23 protein-coding genes and 1 pseudogene are annotated in these 20,635 nt (G+C 73.5%); 12 read left to right on the top strand and 12 right to left on the bottom strand.

The genetic code is table 11. The features are described from left to right. Positions 1–21: 21 nt before the first annotated feature. From IOD16_RS32640 to IOD16_RS32610, 6 genes are all read right to left on the bottom strand, one after another. Positions 22–399 (bottom strand): transcriptional regulator, encoded by a 378-nt coding sequence (locus IOD16_RS32640; RefSeq protein ID WP_201437567.1) that lies wholly within the window; start codon positions 397–399, stop codon positions 22–24. 113 nt (positions 400–512) lie between these two features. Further along, on the bottom strand, positions 513–1,085 hold the full coding sequence (locus IOD16_RS32635) for a DUF3558 domain-containing protein (protein WP_236594519.1): 573 nt from the start codon (positions 1,083–1,085) through the stop codon (positions 513–515). 21 nt (positions 1,086–1,106) lie between these two features. Next, on the bottom strand, positions 1,107–1,547 hold the full coding sequence (locus tag IOD16_RS32630) for a GNAT family N-acetyltransferase (protein WP_201437565.1): 441 nt from the start codon (positions 1,545–1,547) through the stop codon (positions 1,107–1,109). 11 nt (positions 1,548–1,558) lie between these two features. Next, a complete protein-coding gene (locus IOD16_RS40730) occupies positions 1,559–2,431 on the bottom strand; it encodes an HAD family hydrolase (RefSeq protein WP_236594518.1) in 873 nt (290 codons plus the stop codon). Next, positions 2,428–2,817 carry a DUF1707 SHOCT-like domain-containing protein gene (locus IOD16_RS32615; RefSeq protein WP_201437564.1) on the bottom strand — a complete coding sequence of 130 codons (390 nt, stop codon included), beginning with the start codon at positions 2,815–2,817 and terminating at the stop codon, positions 2,428–2,430. The genes IOD16_RS40730 and IOD16_RS32615 overlap by 4 nt, the downstream gene beginning before the upstream one ends. 10 nt (positions 2,818–2,827) lie before the next feature. Then, complete coding sequence (locus IOD16_RS32610; RefSeq protein WP_123745461.1) at positions 2,828–4,600, bottom strand: acetyl/propionyl/methylcrotonyl-CoA carboxylase subunit alpha; 1,773 nt, start codon at positions 4,598–4,600, stop codon at positions 2,828–2,830. 312 nt (positions 4,601–4,912) lie between these two features. On the opposite strand from IOD16_RS32610, the gene IOD16_RS32605 reads away from it, so the two are divergent. Then, positions 4,913–5,389: a hypothetical protein gene (locus IOD16_RS32605; RefSeq protein ID WP_201437563.1), complete on the top strand. Its 477-nt coding sequence runs from the start codon at positions 4,913–4,915 to the stop codon at positions 5,387–5,389. A 146-nt stretch (positions 5,390–5,535) separates the two neighbouring features. Here IOD16_RS32605 and IOD16_RS32600 read toward each other — a convergent pair whose 3' ends face one another. Together IOD16_RS32600 and IOD16_RS32595 are read right to left on the bottom strand one after the other, a co-directional pair. After that, entirely contained in the window at positions 5,536–6,858 is a 1,323-nt protein-coding gene (locus IOD16_RS32600) for a dicarboxylate/amino acid:cation symporter (protein ID WP_201437562.1), read from the bottom strand. Positions 6,859–7,036: 178 nt separating this feature from the next. After that, entirely contained in the window at positions 7,037–7,645 is a 609-nt protein-coding gene (locus IOD16_RS32595; protein WP_201437561.1) for a Maf family protein, read from the bottom strand. Positions 7,646–7,829: 184 nt separating this feature from the next. Here IOD16_RS32595 and IOD16_RS32590 point away from each other — a divergent pair, with 184 nt between their 5' ends. Continuing rightward, complete coding sequence (locus IOD16_RS32590; protein ID WP_201437560.1) at positions 7,830–8,231, top strand: hypothetical protein; 402 nt, start codon at positions 7,830–7,832, stop codon at positions 8,229–8,231. 239 nt (positions 8,232–8,470) lie between these two features. Here IOD16_RS32590 and IOD16_RS32585 read toward each other — a convergent pair whose 3' ends face one another. Continuing rightward, on the bottom strand, positions 8,471–8,683 hold the full coding sequence (locus IOD16_RS32585) for an acyl-CoA carboxylase subunit epsilon (RefSeq protein WP_201437559.1): 213 nt from the start codon (positions 8,681–8,683) through the stop codon (positions 8,471–8,473). After that, positions 8,680–10,311 (bottom strand): acyl-CoA carboxylase subunit beta, encoded by a 1,632-nt coding sequence (locus tag IOD16_RS32580; RefSeq protein WP_123745467.1) that lies wholly within the window; start codon positions 10,309–10,311, stop codon positions 8,680–8,682. Before IOD16_RS32580 ends, IOD16_RS32585 begins: the two co-directional genes overlap by 4 nt. Before the next feature lie 211 nt (positions 10,312–10,522). On the opposite strand from IOD16_RS32580, the gene IOD16_RS32575 reads away from it, so the two are divergent. From IOD16_RS32575 to IOD16_RS32535, 9 genes and pseudogenes are all read left to right on the top strand, one after another. Continuing rightward, positions 10,523–11,311 carry a biotin--[acetyl-CoA-carboxylase] ligase gene (locus IOD16_RS32575; RefSeq protein WP_236594517.1) on the top strand — a complete coding sequence of 263 codons (789 nt, stop codon included), beginning with the start codon at positions 10,523–10,525 and terminating at the stop codon, positions 11,309–11,311. Positions 11,312–11,355: 44 nt separating this feature from the next. Beyond that, positions 11,356–11,886 (top strand): PH domain-containing protein, encoded by a 531-nt coding sequence (locus IOD16_RS32570; protein ID WP_201437557.1) that lies wholly within the window; start codon positions 11,356–11,358, stop codon positions 11,884–11,886. Then, positions 11,873–12,802: a hydroxymethylglutaryl-CoA lyase gene (locus IOD16_RS32565; RefSeq protein ID WP_123745470.1), complete on the top strand. Its 930-nt coding sequence runs from the start codon at positions 11,873–11,875 to the stop codon at positions 12,800–12,802. Before IOD16_RS32570 ends, IOD16_RS32565 begins: the two co-directional genes overlap by 14 nt. Positions 12,803–12,806: 4 nt before the next feature. Further along, positions 12,807–13,382: a GNAT family N-acetyltransferase gene (locus IOD16_RS32560; protein ID WP_201437556.1), complete on the top strand. Its 576-nt coding sequence runs from the start codon at positions 12,807–12,809 to the stop codon at positions 13,380–13,382. Beyond that, the gene (locus tag IOD16_RS32555; protein ID WP_201437555.1) at positions 13,379–14,056 is read left to right on the top strand and encodes an adenosylcobinamide amidohydrolase; all 678 of its coding nucleotides are present in this window, start codon (positions 13,379–13,381) and stop codon (positions 14,054–14,056) included. Before IOD16_RS32560 ends, IOD16_RS32555 begins: the two co-directional genes overlap by 4 nt. A 15-nt stretch (positions 14,057–14,071) precedes the next feature. After that, positions 14,072–14,554 (top strand): YbaB/EbfC family nucleoid-associated protein, encoded by a 483-nt coding sequence (locus tag IOD16_RS32550; protein WP_201437554.1) that lies wholly within the window; start codon positions 14,072–14,074, stop codon positions 14,552–14,554. Then, on the top strand, positions 14,551–14,859 hold the full coding sequence (locus tag IOD16_RS32545; RefSeq protein ID WP_123745473.1) for a WXG100 family type VII secretion target: 309 nt from the start codon (positions 14,551–14,553) through the stop codon (positions 14,857–14,859). The genes IOD16_RS32550 and IOD16_RS32545 overlap by 4 nt, the downstream gene beginning before the upstream one ends. 14 nt (positions 14,860–14,873) lie before the next feature. Beyond that, a complete protein-coding gene (locus IOD16_RS32540; RefSeq protein ID WP_201437553.1) occupies positions 14,874–17,543 on the top strand; it encodes a TNT domain-containing protein in 2,670 nt (889 codons plus the stop codon). Next, a pseudogene (locus IOD16_RS32535) lies at positions 17,540–17,788 on the top strand (hypothetical protein); the annotation flags it as partial. The gene IOD16_RS32540 and the pseudogene IOD16_RS32535, both read left to right, overlap by 4 nt. 82 nt (positions 17,789–17,870) lie before the next feature. Here the strand turns inward: IOD16_RS32535 and IOD16_RS32530 are convergent. Further along, the gene (locus IOD16_RS32530) at positions 17,871–19,145 is read right to left on the bottom strand and encodes an ATP-binding protein (protein ID WP_123745475.1); all 1,275 of its coding nucleotides are present in this window, start codon (positions 19,143–19,145) and stop codon (positions 17,871–17,873) included. Next, the gene (locus IOD16_RS32525; RefSeq protein WP_123745476.1) at positions 19,145–19,810 is read right to left on the bottom strand and encodes a response regulator transcription factor; all 666 of its coding nucleotides are present in this window, start codon (positions 19,808–19,810) and stop codon (positions 19,145–19,147) included. Before IOD16_RS32525 ends, IOD16_RS32530 begins: the two co-directional genes overlap by 1 nt. A 39-nt stretch (positions 19,811–19,849) precedes the next feature. Between IOD16_RS32525 and hisN the strand changes: the two genes are divergently transcribed. Beyond that, positions 19,850–20,635 carry a histidinol-phosphatase gene (gene hisN, locus IOD16_RS32520; protein ID WP_123745477.1) on the top strand — a complete coding sequence of 262 codons (786 nt, stop codon included), beginning with the start codon at positions 19,850–19,852 and terminating at the stop codon, positions 20,633–20,635.

Below are 20,635 nucleotides of genomic sequence, written 5' to 3'. Positions count from 1 at the left end.
CCCCTTGCCTGCGCCGGGCGCTCAGCGGCTGCCCTGCTGTCCCATCAACCCGGTGTTGTCTTCTTCGATGGACTGGTACTGCTGCTCGACCAGGGTGAGCGCGTCCATGGCCGACTTGAGCTGCCGCTGGTAGTTCTCCAACGCGATCAGCGCCGAGTCTCCCGACTCGAGCGACCGCTCGTTGAACCGCTCCGCGGCGTCCTGGCTCACCGGGTCGCCCGCCCAGGGACGGACCCTGACCTCGGTGATGGCCTGCTCGATCTGCTCGTCCAGCTTCGACAACGCGCCTGCGAACGCGCTGCGCAGGCTGGGGATCGCGCTGGGTTCGACGTTCAACGTGTGCGACAGGGGCGGTGGTGAGCCCGTGTCAGCGCCGTGGCCGCGGTCTTCCGACGGCATGGGCAACCTCCCGCCTTCCTCGTTCCCGTCACGCATCGCGTTCTCGCGCAAGGTCACTCTAGCCACCCGGTACGACAGCGGGGAGTGGGTGGAGCCCACATCCCCCGCGTGGATCAGCGCCGTTGCCGCAAACCGACTACCGCCGCTTCTGCCACCCGTTGCGCTCCTTGGCACAGAACGTCTTGCTTGGCCGCCTTTTCGTTACCGCCGTCGCGGAACATCACGTCGAGGAACTGCCCCTCCGCGACGTCCACCTCGACGTTGCACACGTTGTCCATGCCGGGCGTCCGCACGGTCAGGCCGGGGAAACCGGCCACCGCGGTCTGCTCGGCGCGGACCTGGGCGTTCTCGCTGAGCCACACGCCGACGCCCTCTGCTGTGACGAGCGCGAGGCGCACGACGTTCCCGCTGATGTTGCTGCGCATGGTGCACGCCTTCGCGTTGCCGAAGCCCGCTTCCACATATGCGCTCGGCGGGTTGTCCAGGCTCAGCGCGATGCGCTGTTCGGGTGAGAGCACCTCGCACGGGTCGGCGTCGTCCAACCGCAGCTCAAGCGGCCTGGGAGGCAACGGCGACATGGTGGTGGTCGTGGCCGGCAGCGGTTCGTCGACCCGGCCGTCGGCCTTCTTGTCCGGTGCGGGCGTGCAGGAGGCCATCGCCATCGCGCAGAGCGTGGCGGTGAGCACCCGAGCACCCCTCATGGACACCTACCGTAGCCGGGTCCACACGCCAAGTGGACCCTCGGCTGTGAAGCCGCACTTGGCGGCCACCCGTCTGGCCGCGTCGTCCGGGGGTCTGGCGGTGATCAGCGGTAGGTCGAGGAACCCGAAGCCGAACCGCAGCACGGCGCCGGTCGCGTGGGTCGCGATGCCGTTGCCGCGCAGGTCGGGTGTGGTCCAGCAGTGCAGGTCGCCGGAGCGGGTCAGGGAGATCTCGCCGACGGCCGTTCCGGTGAGCTGGTCGCACACGGCCCAGGAACAGGCTTCTCCGGTGTGCCACTGGTCGGCGCGTTCGGCGATGTGCGCGCCGGCCGCGTCGAAGTCGGGGCACAGGCCGCCGCCGACCAGCGCCGGCCGGTCGTCGACGCGGTCGTCCGCGCGGAGTTGGCGCAGGTAGAACTCACCCGCGTTGATCTCGACGGCCTCCATGCGCCGGGAGACTAGTGCGTGACGAACCCGTCGTAGCGCCCGGCCAGCTCTTCGAGCAGCCCGCGGTGCGCGGAGGCGGGCCGGTCGTCGGGACCGGTGGCCAGCTCCACCACCCAGTCGGCGTCCTCCAGGTCGTCCTCGCCGGCCAGCACGTCCTTGTGCACCGCGCACGGCGACCAGCCGGCCGCCCCCAGCTCGTCCGCGGCTTCTTCCGCGTCGGCGCGGTCGTGCAGGACCAGCAACAACGGACCGGTGGTCCCGGACGGTCCGGCGCCGGCGCCGTCGTCGAGCAAGCCCCGCGACGACAACGCCTCGCGCAGCGCGGGGAAGTCGGGCGTGTGCACGGCGTCGATGCCGATGGTCCGCGCCGCGTCGGCGTTCACCGGGTTGTCGTCGCAGAACAACGTCCCCGAAGGCGAGTGCTGGAGCACCCGCAGCGCGCGCCGGAAGGCCTCGGGCGCCGGCTTGGCCACCCCGAGCCGCGCGGACGACACGACCGCGTCCACCTCGCGGTCCAGCCCCAGCTCGGCCAGGTCGCGCGGGAGCCGGTCGGTCGCGTTGGACAGCAGCGCCACCCGGCACCGCTCGCGCACCCGCCGCACCAGGTCCAGCGCTTCGGGGATCACCTCGCCGACCCGCGTCCACGCCGCCACCGCGTCGGCCGCGCGTGCCGGCGACAGCCCTTCGGCGACCAACTGCTCCCGCACGGCCGCGCGCCATGCCCCGTCCGTGGCCCGGCCGGCGACCGCGGGACCGGCCAGGGAGAACGACACCCGCGCCAGCGTGCCGCGCGGCAGGTCGAAGGCGTCCTCGACCGGCCCGTCCGGGGGGAACCGCCGCAGCACGCCGTCCAGGTCGAGCAGCAGCAGCGACGGCGCGCTCAACGCCTGCCCATCCGGCCGATCAGCAGCATCACGGCGGGGATCAGCAGGAACACCAGCGGCGTCTTGGCCAGGAAGAACAACACCACGCTGACGATCGCGACCGCCGTGACGGCCGCGGTGCTGACCCGGAACTCCAGCGGGAAGCCGCGCCGGGCGGCCACCGCCGGTGGCGTCACCGGCGGCTCCACCCAGGTGAACCGCGGCCGGGGCGCGGGCAGGTCGGCGAACAGCGCGTACAGGTCACCGCGGGTCTTCGCGGTGGTCACCCGGGCGGAGCGGTCGCCGTACTCGTCCACGGTCAACCGCCCCTCGCCCAGGTGCGTGCCGAGCAGTTCGAGCGCGTGCTCACGCTCGGCGTCGCCGATCCGGATGTCCCGCTCGCTCACACGGGTGAGCCTATTCCTTGATCTCGCAGATGACCGTGCCCTGGGTGACCGCCGCGCCCGGCTCGGCGGCCAGCCCGGTGACGACGCCGGACTTGTGCGCGGTGACCGGGTTCTCCATCTTCATGGCCTCCAGCACGACGATCAGCTCGCCCGCCTCGACCTGCTGCCCGTCCTCGACCGCGACCTTGACGATCGTGCCCTGCATGGGCGCGGCCACCGCGTCGCCGGAGACCGCCGCGCCGCCCTTGCCGCCGGCGCGCTTGCGCGGCTTGGCCTTCACACCCGCCTTGGCCCCGCCGCCGCCACCGCCGCCGATCGCCAGGTCACCGGGCAGCGAGACCTCCAGCCGACGCCCGCCGACCTCGACCACGAGGGTCTGGCGCGGCTCGTCCTCCTCGGCCTCCGCGCTGTCGGTGAACGGCGCGATGGTGTTGTCGAACTCGGTCTCGATCCACCGCGTGTGCACGGTGAAGCCGTCCTCGGACCCGACGAACGCCGGGTCGCGCACGATCGCCCGGTGGAACGGCAGCACGGTCGCCATGCCCTCCACCACCATCTCGTCCAACGCGCGCCGGGCCCGTTCCAGGGCCTGCGCCCGGTCCTCGCCGGTGACGATCAGCTTGGCCAGCAACGAGTCGAACTGGCCGCCGATGACCGTGCCGCTCTCCACGCCCGCGTCCACCCGGACACCGGGGCCGGACGGCGAGGTGAACGTGGTGACCGCGCCCGGCGCGGGCAGGAAGTTGCGGCCCGCGTCCTCGCCGTTGATGCGGAACTCGATCGAGTGGCCGCGCGGGGTCGGGTCCTCGGTGAGCCGCAGCACCTCGCCGGCGGCGATCCGGAACTGCTCGCGCACCAGGTCCAGGCCCGAGGTCTCCTCGCTGACCGGGTGCTCGACCTGAAGGCGGGTGTTGACCTCCAGGAACGAGATGGTGCCGTCCACCGCGACCAGGTACTCGACCGTGCCGGCGCCGTGGTAGCCGGCCTCCTTGCAGATCGCGCGCGCCGACCGGTGGATCTCGGCCCGCTGCTCGTCGGTCAGGAACGGCGCGGGCGCCTCCTCGACCAGCTTCTGGTGGCGGCGCTGCAACGAGCAGTCGCGGGTGCCGACGACGATCACGTTGCCGTGCTGGTCGGCCAGCACCTGCGCCTCGACGTGCCGCGGCTTGTCCAGGTACCGCTCGACGAAGCACTCGCCGCGGCCGAACGCCGTGACGGCCTCCCGCACCGCGCTGTCGAACAGCTCGGGGATCTCCTCCAGCGTCCGGGCCACCTTGAGGCCGCGCCCGCCGCCGCCGAACGCCGCCTTGATCGCGACCGGCAGGCCGTGCTCCTCGGCGAACGCGATGATCTCGTCCGGGCCGGCGACCGGGTCCTTCGTGCCGGGGACCAGCGGCGCGCCCGCGCGCATCGCGATGTGCCGCGCGGTGACCTTGTCGCCCAGGTCGCGGATCGCCTGCGGGGTCGGCCCGATCCAGGTCAGGCCCGCGTCCAGCACGGCCTGCGCGAAGTCGGCGTTCTCGGACAGGAAGCCGTAGCCGGGGTGCACCGAGTCCGCGCCCGCGCGCTTGGCCACGTCGAGCAGCTTGTCGATGGACAGGTAGCTGTCACCGGGCGTGCTGCCGCCCAGGGCGAACGCCTCGTCCGCCAGCCGGACGAACGGGGCGTCCCGGTCGGGGTCGGCGTACACGGCGACGCTGGCCAGACCGGCGTCCCGGCAGGCGCGGATGACCCGGACGGCGATCTCGCCCCGGTTGGCGACGAGGACCTTGCGCAGCGACACGACGTCCTACCTCCTGGCAACCCTGGGACTGGAGCGGCAATGGTCGGGGAGTTTAGTGACCTGTCAGTACTCGGAGACCGAGAGACAGCTCACGCTCGAGTGGAACAATGGGGAATCGTGACACGCCCGCCCACCGCCGCGCTTCTGACAGCTTGCGCAGCTGTGATCATCACTATCGCGGGACTGGTCACCGCCTGGTCACTGCGTCCTCCCGCAGTCGGCGACCCCGCCGCCGTGGCGCCCCAGGACGAATTGCGGTGCGGGGCGACGGCGTGCCGTTCGGTGGTGAAACAGGTGGTCGGGGTCGATTCAGTGGAATTGGTCGTCGGCGAGGGAGTGGGCCGGATCCGGACCAGCGGCGCTTCGGGACCGAACATCTTCGAGCTGACCATCGCCTCTTCGGGTGCCCGGATCGACGAATCGTCGTTGCAGTGCCTGAACGCCGAGGTCGCGGTGTGCCTGGTGCGGGGCGAGGTGCGCGGCGAGGTCCTCGGCGAGGTGCTGGTGCGCCGGTCCGGCGCGTGGTCGCGGGCACAGGTGCCGTACGTGGCGAGCGGGGCGTACCTCGCGCTGCACGACGTGGACCGGGACGGGGTCGCGGACGTGGTGGCCGTGCAGCGGGCGTGCCAGGCGGAGGCGGACTGCTCGCGGTGGTTCGCGCAGGTGTTCTCGCCGGCGAGCGGCGGCGGTGAGCTGGGGTGCACGCCGGTCGTGCCCGAGGCGGAGTCGTTGCCGGGGTGGCCGACCGTCACGCCGGACCCGTCCGACCTGCGTCACTGCGGTGCGTGACGTTCCGAGCGTTCAACTCGGGTGTTCCGGACGTAGGACACGCCTGTTCCGGACGTAGGACACGCGCGACCTGGACGTAGGACTCTCGCGCGTGTCCTACGTTCGGAACGCGCGTGTCCTACGTCCAGGTCGGGCGGGGTGGACGCTCAGGCGGGGATCGGCTCGCGGGCCGGGGTGGTCAGCAGCGGGGGCTCGCTCGGGGCGTTGAGGATCTCGTCGTCCAGCAGGCCCTCGGAGCGGGCGACCAGGACCGGGACGGTGATCTGGCCGGTCACGTTGGTGGCCGTGCGGACCATGTCCAGGATCGGGTCGATCGCGTAGACGACCGCGACACCGGTGGCGATGACCTCCGGCGGCATGTTCACCGCGCCCAGGGTCAGCGTCAGCATGGTGAACCAGCCGGTGGTGCCGGCGGTGGCCAGCGCGCCGAACACGGCGACCGCGACGATCGCCACGTACTGCCACACGCCCAGCTGCACGCCGAACAGGTTCGCGATGAACACCGTGGCGATGGCCGGGTACACCGCGGCGCAACCGTCCATCTTCGTGGTCGTGCCCAGCGGCACGGCGAAGGACGCGTAGTCGTTGTCCACGCCGAGGTTGGCGGCGGTCTGCCTGCTCAGCGGCAGCGTCGCGCCGGACGAGCGGGACACGAAGGCGAACTGGATCGCGGTCCACGCCTTCGCGAAGAACGTGACCGGCGACACCCGGCCGACGAACCGCAGCAGCAGCGGGTACACCACGAACAGCACCAGCAGCGACCCGCCGTAGACCGACGCGATCAGCGAGAACAGCGGCCGGACGAACGAGTTGCCGTACGTCGCGAACGCGGTGCCGATCAGGCCGAACACGCCGATCGGGGCGAGCAGCACGATCCAGCCGACGATCTTCTGGATGAGGTCGAACGCCGAGCGGGTCAGCGTGACGAACGGCGTGGCCTTCTCGCCGAGCGCGTACGCGGCGAAGCCGACGAGCACCGAGATGAACACGACCTGGAGCACTTCGCCCTCGGTGAAGGCGCTGAACAGGTTCGACGGGATCAGGGTCTCCAGCAGCGTGCCCCAGGAGCCCTGGTCACGGGCGGCGAGCTTCTCCACGGCCGCCTGCGACGGCTCGACCTGCACGCCCGCGCCCGGCTTGACGACCAACCCGATGGCGAGGCCGATCAGCACGGCGATCAGGGACGTGGCGGCGAACCACAGCAGGGTCTTGCCGCCCAGGCGCGCGGCGCGCGAGCTGCCGAGGCGGCGCAGGCTCGTGATGCCCACCACGATGGCGGTGAAGACCAGGGGGATGACGGTGAACTGCAGGAGGCTGGTGAAGACGTCGCCGATGGACTCGAGGGTGGTGGTGAGCCACGCCTGGTCGGTGCTCTTGGCGACGTACCCGGCCAGGGCGCCGAGGACGAGGGCGGCGAGGACGGTGAAGCCGAACACCTTCGGCTTCGTATAACTGCGGATGAACGACACGACTGCTCCGGAGTGGCTGCGCAGGGGTGGACGACGGGGGCGGCGTCAGCCGCGACAGCCCGTGTTCGTCCTGCGCCCGAAGTCGATGTGACGGCGGCGCGTCAGCAGTTCACCCACAGCTCCCCCAACCCGAAAGCCCTTCGTAGAGCTTCCCGGATCAGGGAAAGTGTGACAATGGCTACCAGATGTCGGACACGGCGACGTCCACTTGGCGCAGCAGCCGGCGCGTGAGCGGCAGGCTGATGCCGATGACGCTGGACGGGTCGCCGTCGATGCCCTCGACGAACCAGCCGCCCAGGCCGTCGAGCGTGAACGCCCCCGCGACCTGCAACGGCTCGCCGGTGGCGAGGTAGGCCTCCAGCTCGTCCTCGGCGGGCCGGCCGAACCGGACCAGCGTGGACTCGTGCCCGACGGCGCGGGCCACCACCTGCCCGCCGCGCACCCGCAGCACGGCGTGCCCGGTCAGCAGGGCGCCGGTGGTGCCGGCCATCTTCTGCCACCGCTGCCGCGCGACCTCGACCGTGCCGGGCTTGCCGTGCACCTCGCCGTCGGCGGTGCGCAGCATCGAGTCGCAGCCGACGATCACCGCGTCGTCGTCCTCGTCCCGGGCGATCGCCTCGGCCTTCGCCGTGGCCAGGGCCGTGACCAGCTCTTCCGGGGTCGGGTCGGCGAGGGAGGCGGCCAGCGCGTCCTCGTCGACGCCGGACACGCGGACGACGGGTTCGACACCGGCGGCACGCAGCACGGCCAGGCGGGCGGGGGACTGGGAGGCCAGGACGAAGCGCACGCCGTGCAGCCTAGGGCGTGGCCGGTGCCCACCCGAACGGGCGGCGGCCGGGTGGGCGTCGACTCGCGACCCGTGCGTGAAGCCGCAGGGGGAAGTCCTGTTCAGGAGACTTCGGGACACCGTCGCGCGGGCGGTGCGTAGAACTACCGATGCGCCCCGTGACGGCGTTCGGCAACCTCGCAGTGTGCAGCGTTTGGCTCTGGTGGTCCGCCGGCACGACCGGGGTCGACGCCGGTACCGGTGGCTCTTGGTGGCGCCGGCCGTCCTGGTCCTCGCCCTGACGGGCCGGGTCGTGTCGACCGACCCGGTCGGGTACGGCGTGCCGTTCTGGCCGTTCGCGAACGGCAGCGACCGCGTCGAGCACCGGGTGATGGACCAGGTGACGTCCGTCGCGCGGACCTTGCGGCGGCTCGACGCGGTGCCCTCGGCGCTGGTCGCCCAGGGCATCGAGGTCCTGGACGCGCGGGTCGGCGCGGGCGCCGTCTGGCTGAGGTTGCGCGTGCGCGTGCCGGACGGGACGCGCTGCCGCGAGGTGTCCGTGCTGGGCGACGGCGTCCAGGTCCACTCCCGTCGAGTGGACTGCTGACCACCACTGCCAGGCCCCACCCGCCAGACCCCCCGCTTGGACCCCCGCGAGGCCCCACCCGCTTGGACCACCCCGCTTGGACCACCCCGCTTGGACCCCCGCGAGGACGCGTCGGTCGTTCGCGTCCTCATTTCCGACGATCACGCCCTTCGATCGTCGGAAATCAGGGCGCGAACGACCGACTTCCAGGCGTCCGAGCCGCCGTCTGCGGAGCAGCGGCAATTCAATCCAGCGGCAATTCAGTGCGGCAGGCCGGAGGTCCGCCACGCGCCGGGGCCGTGCGGCAACGGGCGCCGCACCTGCCGCGACTTGTCCGACCACGCCGAGCGGCGCGGTGCGTTCTCGACGGGACCGCCGGCCGTTGCCAGGCCGACCACGACCGCCGTCACGGCGGCCAACTCGACGTCGTCCGGGTTGCCCCGGACCACCCGGAGGTGCGGCGCCGCGCTCACAGCGGGATGTTCCCGTGCTTCTTGGGCGGCAGCACCTCGCGCTTGTCGCGCAGCATCGCCAGCGCCCTGGCGACGTGCGATCGCGTGAAAGAGGGAGGGATCACACTGTCAACATAACCGCGTTCGGCCGCGACGTACGGGTTGCAGAGGGTGTCTTCGTACTCTTGCTGCAAACGGGCCCGCAGCGCGTCCACGTCCTCGCCGTCGGCCAGCGCGCTCGCCAACGCCTTGCGGTGCACGATGTTGGCCGCGCCCTGCGCGCCCATGACCGCGATCTGCGCCGTCGGCCACGCCAGGTTGATGTCCGCGCCCAGGTGCTTGGAACCCATCACGTCGTACGCGCCGCCGTAGGCCTTCCGGGTGATCACGGTGACCAGCGGCACGGTCGCCTCGGCGTAGGCGTAGATCAGCTTCGCGCCGCGCCGGATGATGCCGTTCCACTCCTGGTCGGTGCCGGGCAGGAAGCCGGGCACGTCCACGAACGTCAGCACCGGGATGTTGAACGCGTCGCAGGTGCGCACGAACCGCGCGGCCTTCTCCGAGGCGTCGATGTCCAGGCAGCCCGCGAACTGGGTCGGCTGGTTGGCCACGACGCCGACCGAGTGCCCGTCGACCCGGCCGAAGCCGACCAGGATGTTCGGCGCGAACAGCGGCTGGACCTCCAGGAACTCGCCCTCGTCCAGCACGCGGGTGATGACCTCGTGCATGTCGTAGGGCTGGTTCGCCGAGTCCGGGATCAGGGTGTCCAGCTCGCGGTCGGCGTCGGTGACCGACTCCTCGACCGAGCCGTGCACCACGTCGTCCGGCGCGTCGAAGACGGGCGGCTCGGACATGTTGTTGGCGGGCAGGTAGGACAGCAGCTCCTTGACGTAGGAGATGGCGTCCTCCTCGTTGTCGCCGAGGTAGTGCGCGTTGCCCGACTTGGTGTTGTGCGTGCGCCCGCCGCCGAGCTCCTCGAAGCCGACGTCCTCGCCGGTGACGGTCTTGATCACGTCCGGGCCGGTGATGAACATGTGCGAGGTCTGGTCGACCATGACCACGAAGTCGGTCAGCGCGGGCGAGTAGACGTGGCCGCCCGCGTTCGCGCCCATGATCAGCGAGATCTGCGGCACGACGCCGGACGCGGCCACGTTGCGGCGGAAGATCTCGCCGTAGAGGCCGAGCGAGACGACGCCTTCCTGGATGCGTGCGCCGCCGCCCTCGTTGATGCCCACGATCGGTCGGCCGGTCTTGATCGCCAGGTCCATGACCTTGACGATCTTCTCGCCGTACACCTCGCCGAGCGAGCCGCCGAAGATCGTGACGTCCTGGCTGAACACGCACACCGGGCGGCCGTCGACGGTGCCGTAGCCGGTCACCACGCCGTCGCCGTAGGGCCGGTTGCGCTCCTGCCCGAAGTTCGTCGAGCGGTGCCGCGCCAGCTCGTCCAGCTCCACGAACGAGCCGGGGTCCAGCAGCAGTTCGATGCGCTCGCGGGCGGTCTTCTTGCCCTTGGCGTGCTGCTTCTCCACCATGCGCGCCGAACCGGCGTGCACGGCCTCCTCGTTGCGCCGGTGCAGGTCGGCCAGCTTCCCGGCCGTGGTGCGGACGTCCGGCTCCTCGCCATTGGGGGCGGTCGCACTGCTCATGACCGGGGAGCCTAACCAGTCCGCCCCGGTGCGGCCGGGCGTAGTAGCCCAGGTCACTGGACGGGAAGTTGACCTCCAGCGCGGTGGAGGTTGCAAGCTTGGGCACGCGATCCGCCCCGCGATCCACACCGCTCCGACAAGCGCGCGGGGCGGGTCGCGACCACCGCGGCGGACCGTGCGGCGCGGCGCCGCCGCTCCTAAGGTGCGTGCCGTGACCTTGGATGCCACCGCCCTCCGCGCCGCCCTCGTCGGCCCCTACGCGACGGTCGACGTCGTCGCCGAGACCGGTTCCACGAACAACGACCTGCGCGACGCGGCGAACCGGGGCGCGCACGACCGCACCGTCCTCATCGCCGATCGGCAGACGGCCGGCCAGGGGCGCCGGGGCCGGGGCTGGACGTCGCCGTCCGGCGGCCTCTACCTGAGCGTGCTGTTCCGCCCGACCAACGTGCCGCCGGCCCGGCTGCCGTGGGTGACGCTGCTCGCGGGCGTGGCGCTGGTCCGCACGGCCCGGGGTGTCGGCGTCGAGGCTTCCCTGAAGTGGCCGAACGACCTCCTCGTCGGCGACGCCAAGGCGGCGGGCGTGCTGGCCGAGACGACCGCGGGCGTGGCGCAGGCGGTGGTCCTCGGCATCGGGGTCAACGTGGCGAAGCTGCCCGACGACGTCGAGCCCGGCGCGGGCGGTCTGCGGCCGACCAGCCTGGAGGACCACGCCGGACCGCTGGACCGCACCGAGGTGGCGATCGCGCTGCTCCGCGAGCTGGCCGCGCTGGAGGAGCGGTGGCGCCGGGCGGGCGGCGACGAGCCGTCGTTGCGCGAGGAGTACCGCCGGCACTGCGTGACGCTCGGCAGCCAGGTGCGGGTGGAGCTGGCCGGCGGCGAGTTCCTGCTCGGCACGGCCCGGTACCTGGAGACCGACGGCACGCTGGTGGTGCGCGACTACACGGGCGACGACCACTCGGTTTCCGCCGGGGACGTGGTGCACCTCCGGGTACGGTGAGGCGAGCCGCACCCGAGGCGAGCCGAGCCACCGAAAGGACCGCCGTGGCCTACCCGGACGACCTGCTCACCACCGGAGAGCACGTCGTGATCCACCGGCACCCGCACTGGAAGACGCTGGTCGTCCCGGTGCTCGTGCTCCTCGTCGCGGTCGGCGGCGGCGCCTACCTCGCGGTGCTGGTGTCCGACTTCGGCTGGGCGTCGGCGGCGTGGATCGCGCTCGCGGTGGTCGGCGCGGTGCTGGTCGCCTGGCTGACCCTGGCGCCGCTCGTCCGCTGGCGCACCACGCACTTCATCATCACCAGCGAGCGCGTGATGTACCGGATCGGCGTGCTCAAGCGCACCGGCCTGGACATCCCGCTCGGCCGCGTGGACAGCGTCCGCTTCGAGCACACCCTGCTGGACCGGATGCTGGGCTGCGGCACGCTGATCATCGAGTCGGCCTCGGACGAGCCGTTGGAGTTCGACGACATCCCGGGGGTGGAGAAGGTGCACTCGCTGCTGTACCGGGAGATCAACGACAACCCGGCCGACGACCACCGGACGGAGGACAGGGTCGCAGATGGGCGCACGTGAGGTCGGTCTGCCGGACACGGTCGGCGCGGACGGCCTGCCGGATCGCGTGACGATCTGGGAGGTCGGGCCGCGCGACGGCCTGCAGAACGAGTCCGAGGTGGTGCCGGTCGGCACCAAGCTGGAGTTCCTGGACCGGCTCGCCGACGCGGGCGGCACGGTGCTGGAGGCGACGAGCTTCGTGCACCCCAAGTGGGTGCCGCAGTTGGCCGACGCCGAAGAGCTGCTGGCCGGCCTGGTCAAGCGCCCCGGCGTGAGCTACCCGGTGCTGGTGCCCAACGAGCGCGGGCTGGAGCGGGCGCTGCGGGCGGGCGTGGACCACGTCGCGATCTTCGCCAGCGCCACCGAGACCTTCGCCCGGCGCAACCTCAACCGGTCGTTGGACGAGCAGTTCGCGATGTTCGAGCCGGTCGTGTCCCGGGCCAGGGCCGAGGGCCTGGCGGTGCGCGGGTACGTCTCGATGTGCTTCGGCGACCCGTGGGAGGGCGCCGTGCCGCGCGAGCAGGTCGTCGGCGTCGGCAAGCGGCTGCTGGACATGGGCTGCGACCAGCTCTCGCTGGGCGACACGATCGGCGTGGCCACGCCGGGCCAGGTGACCGCGCTGCTGGCCGGTTTCGACGGCGTCGACCGGCTCGCCGTGCACTTCCACGACACCTACGGGCAGGCGTTGGCGAACACGCTGGCCGCGATGCGGTCGGGCGTGCGCACGATCGACTCGTCGGCGGGCGGGCTCGGCGGCTGCCCGTACGCGGAGTCCGCGACCGGCAACCTGGCGACCGAGGACCTGGTGTGGATGCTGGACGGGCTGGGCGTCGAGCACGGCGTCGACCTGGACAAGCTCGCCGACACCAGCGCGTGGATGGCCGAGCGGCTCGGCCGGCCGAGCCCGTCGCGGGTGGTCCGGGCGTTGCGGGGGTAGTGCGGTGCGGGTGGTCGAGCTGACACCGGGGACCTGGCCGTCGCTGGAGGAGCTGTTCGGGCCCAACGGCGCGCAGGGCGGGTGCTGGTGCACCTGGTTCTTCCAGACCAACGCCGAGGTGCGGGCCAACGGTTCGGCGGGCAACAAGGAGCTGCTGCGCTCCCGCGTCCGGTCCGGTGTCCCGGTCGGGTTGGTGGCGATCGACGACGACGATCGGCCGGTCGGGTGGGTCGCGGTCGCGCCCCGGCCGGGCTACCCGAGGTTGGCGCGCGCCCAGGTGGCCGCGCCGGCGGCCGGGGACCCGCCCGGCGACTCGACCGACGTGTGGTCGGTGACGTGCTTCTTCATCCACCGCGCGGCACGCCGTCGCGGTTTGGGCGCGGTGCTGCTGGAGCACGCCGTCGGGTACGCGCGGGAGCACGGCGCGCGGTCCGTCGAGGGCTACCCCGTGGACACCGGCGGCGCGAAGAAGACCTCCGGCGACCTCTACCACGGCACGCTGGGCATGTTCACCGACGCGGGGTTCGAGCTGGTGGAGCGCCGGGGCGCGAACCGGGCGCTCGTGCGGCTCGCGCCGTGATCGAACGGCACCCCGGCGTCCTGGTGTGGCGGCTGTCGAAGCCGGTGCTGGCGATCTCGTCCGGCCCGCACGGCGGCGGGCTCGGCGTGCGGCACTGGGCGTTGAACGCGACCGTGCCCAAGGACTACGCCCGCCCCGACCCGGACGCGCACGTCGCCGAGATCGCGGCCGACCTGGGGTTGGGCGGCCCCGGCACCGGGCTGCTCACCGCCGTCGACGTGCGGGACGTGGTGCTGGAGGCCGACGGCGGCGTGCGGTCCTGGGTGACGACCGGGATCGGCGCGCACCCCACGTGGGCCGCCGGACCGCCCGTCGGCGCGACCGCCGGGGAACTGCCGGGCGTCGGCACCATCAACGCGGTGTGCGTGCTGCCGGTTCGGCTGGCGGACGCGGCTCTGGTGAACGCGGTCGCGACCGTCGCCGAGGCCAAGGCGCAGGCGTTGGGGGAGGAGGACGTGCCGGGCACCGGGACGGTCACCGACGCGGTCGTGCTGCTGTGCCCGCTGGACGGCCCGGTCGAGCCCTACGGCGGGCCGCGGTCGGTGATCGGCTCGGCGTTGGCCCGGACGGTGCACCGCGCCGTGCGCAGCGGGATTTCGTCGGAGCGGTCGGGAACCGGGGTCGGGGTCGTAACGTCCAACGCGCGACCGACGACCATGCCCGGCGACGGCTGAAGACCGGAGGTGGCCGTGACGACCGATCACCGCGCCCAGGTGGACGAGTTGCTGGCCGACTACCGGCGCAGCCGCGACCAGTTGGCGTCCGTGCAGCGCGACCTGGCCCGGATCTCCGGTTCGGCCACCAGTCCCGACGGCTCGGTGACCGCCGTGGTCGACGCCAGGGGCACGCTCACCGACCTGGAGCTGCGCGACGACGCGTACCGGCTGCGGCCGGCGCAGCTCGCCCAGCTGATCGTGGGCACCACGCGGGAAGCCGTGGCCAGGGCCGCCGAGGGCGCCTACCGGACGTTGAGCCCGGTGCTGCCGCCCGGCACGGACCCCGAGGCGTTGTTGCGCGGCACGGCCGACCTGCGGCCGGAGGAGATCGGCGCGGACGGGCTCCAGCCGCCGCAGCCGACCCGGAGGCGTCCCGCCGCCGCCGACGACGAGGACTTCGAGCAGCGCGAGTGGATGACCGACGTCGACGCCAAGGCTCCGAGGAGAACGAGATGACCGGCTTCGAGACCGACCTCGCCCGACTCGCCGAGGGGGCCGACGACTTCGCCGCGTTCGCCGAGCGGGCCGGGAAGATCGCTGGCGAGCTGGGCGGCGTGCTCGGCTCGCTCGGCGACTGCTGGGGCGGTGACGCGATCGGGCAGAGCTTCGCGGCGAGCCACGTGCGGCCGTCCGGCGAGGCGCTGGCCGGGCTGACCGGGCTGAGCGCCGGGTTCGGCGGTGTCGGCGAGCGCTTCGCCGACACGGCCCGCACGTACCGCGAAGTCGAAGAGGGCAACCGCACCGCGCTCGGCGCGATCTGACTCAGGGGGCCGTGATGGGGATCGAGCTGCCGGCCGAGTTGGCCGAGGTCGCCGCGAAAGCGGGGGTGTCGTGGCCCCAGGCCGACGAGGACAAGCTGCGCGCGTCCGCCACCGCGTGGCGCGAGGCGGGCACGAAGCTGTCCACGTTGGCGGGGGAGTCCGACGGGTCCGCGGGCAAGGCGCTGACCGCGATGACCGGGTCGACCGGTGACGCGGCCCGAGGGCACTGGAACAAGTTCACCGCGCCGGACGGCACGCTGAACTCCGTGCTGCGCGGCTGCCACGCCGCCGCCGACCGGTTGGACCACGCGGCCGAGCAGATCGGCGCGGCCAAGGTCGAGCTGGTGCGCGAGCTGGTGAACCTGGCGAAGAACAACGACGCCGCGCAGCAGGCCGCGAACGCCGGGCACCCGACCGCGTTGCTGGGGCTGGACGCGGCGGTGCGCGGCGCGGCGGCGAACGTCGCCCACCTGACCGACGCGCTGACCAGCGCGGTGCGGTTGGACAGCGGCGTGCAGATCGGCGGGCACCAGCCCCCGGTCGCCGCCAACCCCGGCGTGCACGCGCCCGACGCGGGCCCGGGTCAGGGTCCCGGCGCCGGTCAGCCCCAGGGCGGTCTGCCTGCGGGCGGCGGGCGGGGTCTGCTCGACGGTCTGCTGCCCGGCGGGTCCGAGGGCGCTGCTCCGGGCGCCCAGCCGCCCGGGTCCGCCGGAGGACCGCCGGTCGGTGGCGCCGGCGCGGCTCCGGGCAACGGCCAGGCGACCGGTCCGGTCGGTGGTCTCCTCGGCGTGGTGACCGACACGGTGAACGTGGTGACCGAGCCGGTCGTCGGGCTCGTGGAGACCGTCGCGCCGCCGCTCGCCGCCGTGGTGGAACCGGTGTTGGACAAGGCGGGCGAGGCCGTCCACACCGCCGGCGGCGCGGTGGACGACACCGTGGGCCGCACCGTCCAGGGCGCGGCGGACACGGCCCAGGGCCTGGCCGGCGCCGTGACCCCGGGCCAGGACAACGGCCCCGACCGGTCCGGCGCCGTGCCCGGTCAGGGCAACGCGGTCGGCAACCTGGTCGGCAACGTGGTGAACCCCGTGCTCGGCGCCGCGGGGCCGGTCGTGGACGCGGTGACCCGCCCGGAGGGCACGGTCACCCAGTCGGCGGCGGCGGTCCTGGACCGTCCGCTGCTCCCGCACGCCGAAGCGCCGCACGCCGCGGGCCAGCCCGCGGCCCCGGCCGCGAACCAGGCCGGGCCGCAGGGACCGTCGTTCAGCGGTCCGTCCGTCGGCGGCGCTCCCTCGGCGGCTCCGGCGGCAGCGGCAGCCGCAGCCGTCGCGCAGGGCCCGGCCGCGAACGCCGCCGCGAACACCCAGGCCCCGGGCCAGCAGGCCGCGCAGGCGGGATCGCCGGCGGCGAAGGCCGAGGCGCGGGCCGCCCAAGCCGTCCAGCCCCAGCCCGGTCAGCCGCAACCGGGCCAGCCCCAACCCGGTCAGTCCCAACCCGGTCAGCCGCAGCCCGGCCAGGGCCCGGCGGGTCAGGGTCAGGCGCAAGGCCAGTCGGGCTCCGGCCAGGGGCAAGCGGGCCAGGGCCAGAACCAGAACCAGGGCGCGCCGGCCAAGGGCGAAGCCGCCGCGAAGGCCGAGGGCCAGGCCAAGGCCGAGGCCCAGCCGAAGGGCGAGGGTCAGCCGAAGAACGAGGCGCAGGCGAAGGCCGACGGCTCGGCCAAGCCCGAGCTCAAGGACGTCCAGAAGGACCTCAAGGACGCCTTGGCCGCCGTCGGGGAGCAGGTGCGGGACGGCGACCTCGCGTTCGCGATCGTCCCCGTCCCGCTCGGCGGTCGCGACACCACCGCGCCGCCGCTCCCGACCGGGACCACGTCCGCGCTCCTGCCGACCGAACCGGACGACACCCCGCCCGCCGCGCGGGTGCCGGCCGCGCGGACCGCGCAGCCGACCACCGAAGCGGCGGCCTTGTTCCTGCTGCACATGTTCCCCGGCGGCACGCTCCCGCCACCGAGCACGGCGCCCGCGCGCCAGCTGCCGCCGCCGTCGGAGGACGAGACGTTCGCGGCGGGCCTGCGCTTCGAGCCGCAGGGCCACCCCGACGGCCACCTGGTGGACGCCTCCGCCCGGTTCGGCCTCGACCTGCGCGCGGTGAGCCAGGACGCGCTGCGGTCGCGGCTCTCCGGCGCGGAGCTGACCGGTCCGGTGTCGACCGACCCGGTGCCCGCGGTCAACCGGCCCCGCCTGGCCCTCACGCCCGGTGTCGCGCCCGATCCCGTGCTGCTGGAGGGCTACGACGCGTTGGCGGGCCTGCACGAACGCGACTGGGACCGCCGGTTCCTGGTCCGCGCCGACCCGCCCGAGTACGCCTGGCCGCCCGGCGAGCTGTTCCCCGAGGGCGGCTACGAGGCGGGCCAGCCCGGCGTGCTCGCGGTCGGCGTCGAGCTGGACCGGTTCGGCGGGCCGGAGGGCCGGGTGCTGTCCCAGCTCGGCACCGCCTACGCCGAGCGCTCCCTGCCGCCCGCGCTGGTGGCTGCGGGCTACCACCGCTACCGCGTGGTCCAGGTGCTGCCGGTGTGGTTCACCCTGTCCGCCGAGTGGTTCGGCCAGCCCGGCGGGGGCGTCCGCTTCCGCGCCACCTACCCGGTCGCCGACCTGGTCGCGCTGGGCTACCTGGAGGAGATGGCATGAACGCGGAGTCGATCCAGGGCTGGCTGCTGGCGGTCGGCGTGCCGGCCGAGGTCGTGTCGATCGGCGCGGAGGCCGACAACACGTGGTGCCTGCTGCCGACCGACGAGGGTGTCGAGGTCTTCTGGCGCGAGCAGGGAAACCGGTACGACTGGGCCGCGTTCACCAGCGAGGACGTCGCCTGCCACTACCTGTTCGGCCGCCTGGTGTGGGCGCAGGTCGTGCGCGGCGCGGTCGGCGTGCTGCCCCGGCGGCCCGAGGACCAGGCGGTCGAACCCGCGCAGCCGCAGGAGGCAGGGGCCGGGGAAGCGAAGCCCCGGGAAGCCGCGCCTAGCGAGGCGTGAGGTCGGTCCGCCAGGTCACGCCGACCACGTCCTCCGCCTTCGGCACGGGCAGGAACAGCGCGAACGTCGCCGGCCGGGCGGTCGACAGCTCCAGCCGCCCGCCGTCGGCGTCCACCAGGGCCCGCGCCAGCGCCAGCCCCACCCCGGTGGACCCGCCGCCGGACACACCGCGCTCGAAGATGTGGTGCGCCAACTCGTCCGGCACGCCCGCGCCGCCGTCGGCCACCTCCACGACCACCGTGCCGTCGTCGCTGCGCGCGGAGACGACGACCGGGCCTTCACCGTGCCGCAGCGCGTTGTCCAGCAGCACGCCGATCGCCTCACGCAGCCGTGCGGGCGTGGCACGCGCCAGCAGGCCCTCCGGCACCCGCACCCGCAGCGCGCGCCCGGCCCGCCGCAGCGGCTCGCGCCACTCCTCGGCGATGGCCGTCAACTCCGTGCGGAGGTCGAGCGGTTCCGCGCCGACCGCGCGGGCGGCCCGTGCCGCGGCCAGCATCTCGTTGAGCACCTCGGCCAGCCGTTCGGCCTGCTCCAACGCGGCCCGCGCCTCGACCGCCGTGTCCGGCTCCGGGTGCAGCGACAACGCCTCCAACCGCAGCTGCAACGCGGTCAGCCTGCTGCGCAGCTGGTGCGAGACGTCGCCGACCAGCTCCCGCTCCCGCTGCACGAGCTGCGCCAACGCGCCCGCCGACCGGTCCAGCGCCTCGGCCACCAGGTCCAGCTCCGGCACGCCGTGCCGCCGGTCGTCCCGCCGGAAGTCGCCGGCGCCCAACCGGGCCGCGCGCGCCGCCACGTGCCGCAACGGCTGGGCGAGCCGGCGGGCGGTGACCGTGGCCACCACCGTGCCGGTGCTCACCGACAGCACGACCAGCAGCACCACCAGCGCCGCCACCTGGTACTGCGCCGTGCGCATCGGCGCGGACGACACCTCCAGCCGCACGGTGCCCTGCTGCGCGATCGGCACCTCCACCGACAACGGGTCCACGCCGGGCTGGTGGCCGAACTCGCGGACCGCGGTGGCCGACCTGACCACGAGGTGGCCGCCCTCCGGCACGCCGACCTCCACCGGCCCCAGGTCGATCTCCCGGCCGCCGGCGATCTGGTCGTCGATGGACGCCGCTATCCGCTGGGCCCGCGCCGCCAGGTCGGTCCGGGCGCCGTCCTCCACCAGCCGCAGCGCCGTGTAGCCGAGCGGCAGGCCGAGCACGAACCCGGTGACCGCGACGGCGAGCAGGATGGCCCGCAGGATCCGGCTGCGCATCAGTCCGCGGTGTTGAAGCGGAAGCCGACACCGCGGACGGTGGCGATGCGCCGCTCCACCGAGCGCACGTCGCCGAGCTTCCGGCGCAGCCACGACATGTGCATGTCGAGGGTCTTGCTGCTCTTGAGCTCCGGGTCGTTCCAGACCTCGGACAGGATCTCGTCGCGGTGCACCACCTGGCCCGCGCGCTGGATCAGCACGCGCAGCAGCTCGAACTCCTTGTTCGCCAGCTGCACCTCCAACCCGTCCACGGTGACGCGCCGGGCGGCGAGGTCCATGCGCACGCCGTTGACCTCCAGCGTGCCGGGCGCGCGGCGGCGGAGCAGGGCGCGGATGCGGGCCATCAGCTCGGCCAGCCGGAACGGCTTGGCCACGTAGTCGTCCGCGCCCGCGTCCAGGCCCACGACGAAGTCGACCTCGTCGGAGCGCGCGGTGAGCATCAGCACGGGCAGGCCGCGCCCGCCCGCGCGCAGCCGGCGGCACACCTCCAGCCCGTCCATCCCGGGCAGGCCGAGGTCGAGCACCAGCAGGTCGATGCCGCTGTGCGCGGCGGCCTCCAAGGCGCTCGGACCGTCGGTGACGACCTGCACCTGGTAGCCCTCCCGCTGCAACGCGCGGGACAGCGGTTCGGCGATCGCCGGGTCGTCCTCGGCCAACAAGACCACGCTCACACCACCCAGCGTAGGCGTGGCACGATCGCGTGCGTGTCCGACCTTCGCGCAGATCTGTCCCTGGCCCTCCGACTGGCGGACGAGGCCGACAAGATCACCACCGCCCGGTTCCGCGCGCGCGACCTCGTGGTGGAGCGCAAACCCGACCGCACACCGGTGACGGACGCCGACGTGGCGGTCGAGGACGCGATCCGCGCGGTGCTCGCGGTCGAGGCGCCGGCCGACCAGGTCGCCGGCGAGGAGCGCGGCGGCACGGCGGGCGACGGCCGGGCCTGGGTGCTCGACCCGATCGACGGCACCAAGAACTTCCTGCGCGGTGTACCCGTCTGGGCGACCCTGATCGCGCTGGTCGTGGACGGCGTGCCGGTGGTCGGCGTGGTGAGCGCGCCCGCGTTGGGCCGCCGGTGGTGGGCCGCGGCGGGCGGCGGCGCGCACACGTCGGACGCGTCGGGGGTGCGGGAGATCTCGGTGTCGGCGGTGCGCGACCTGTCCGACGCCTACCTGTCCACCACCCACCTGGGCACGTGGGTCGAGCACCACTCGCGCGAGGCGTACCTGGCGCTGGTCGACGCGTGCTGGGAGAACCGGGCGTTCGGCGACTTCTGGCAGCACTGCCTGGTCGCGGAGGGCGCGATCGACCTGGCCGCGGAGCCGATCGTGAACGCCTGGGACGTGGCCCCGTTCCAGGTCCTGGTCACGGAGGCCGGTGGCCGGTTCACCGACCTGGGCGGCGCGGCGAGCTTCACCGGCGGCAGCGTGCTGACCAGCAACGGGCACCTGCACGACACGGCGCTGGAGGTGCTGGCCGCCGGCCGCTGA

Source organism: Saccharothrix sp. 6-C (assembly GCF_016695385.1).
GTDB classification, from domain to species: Bacteria; Actinomycetota; Actinomycetes; order Mycobacteriales; family Pseudonocardiaceae; genus Actinosynnema; species Actinosynnema texasense.
This window is presented reverse-complemented; position numbering and strand designations above follow the sequence as displayed.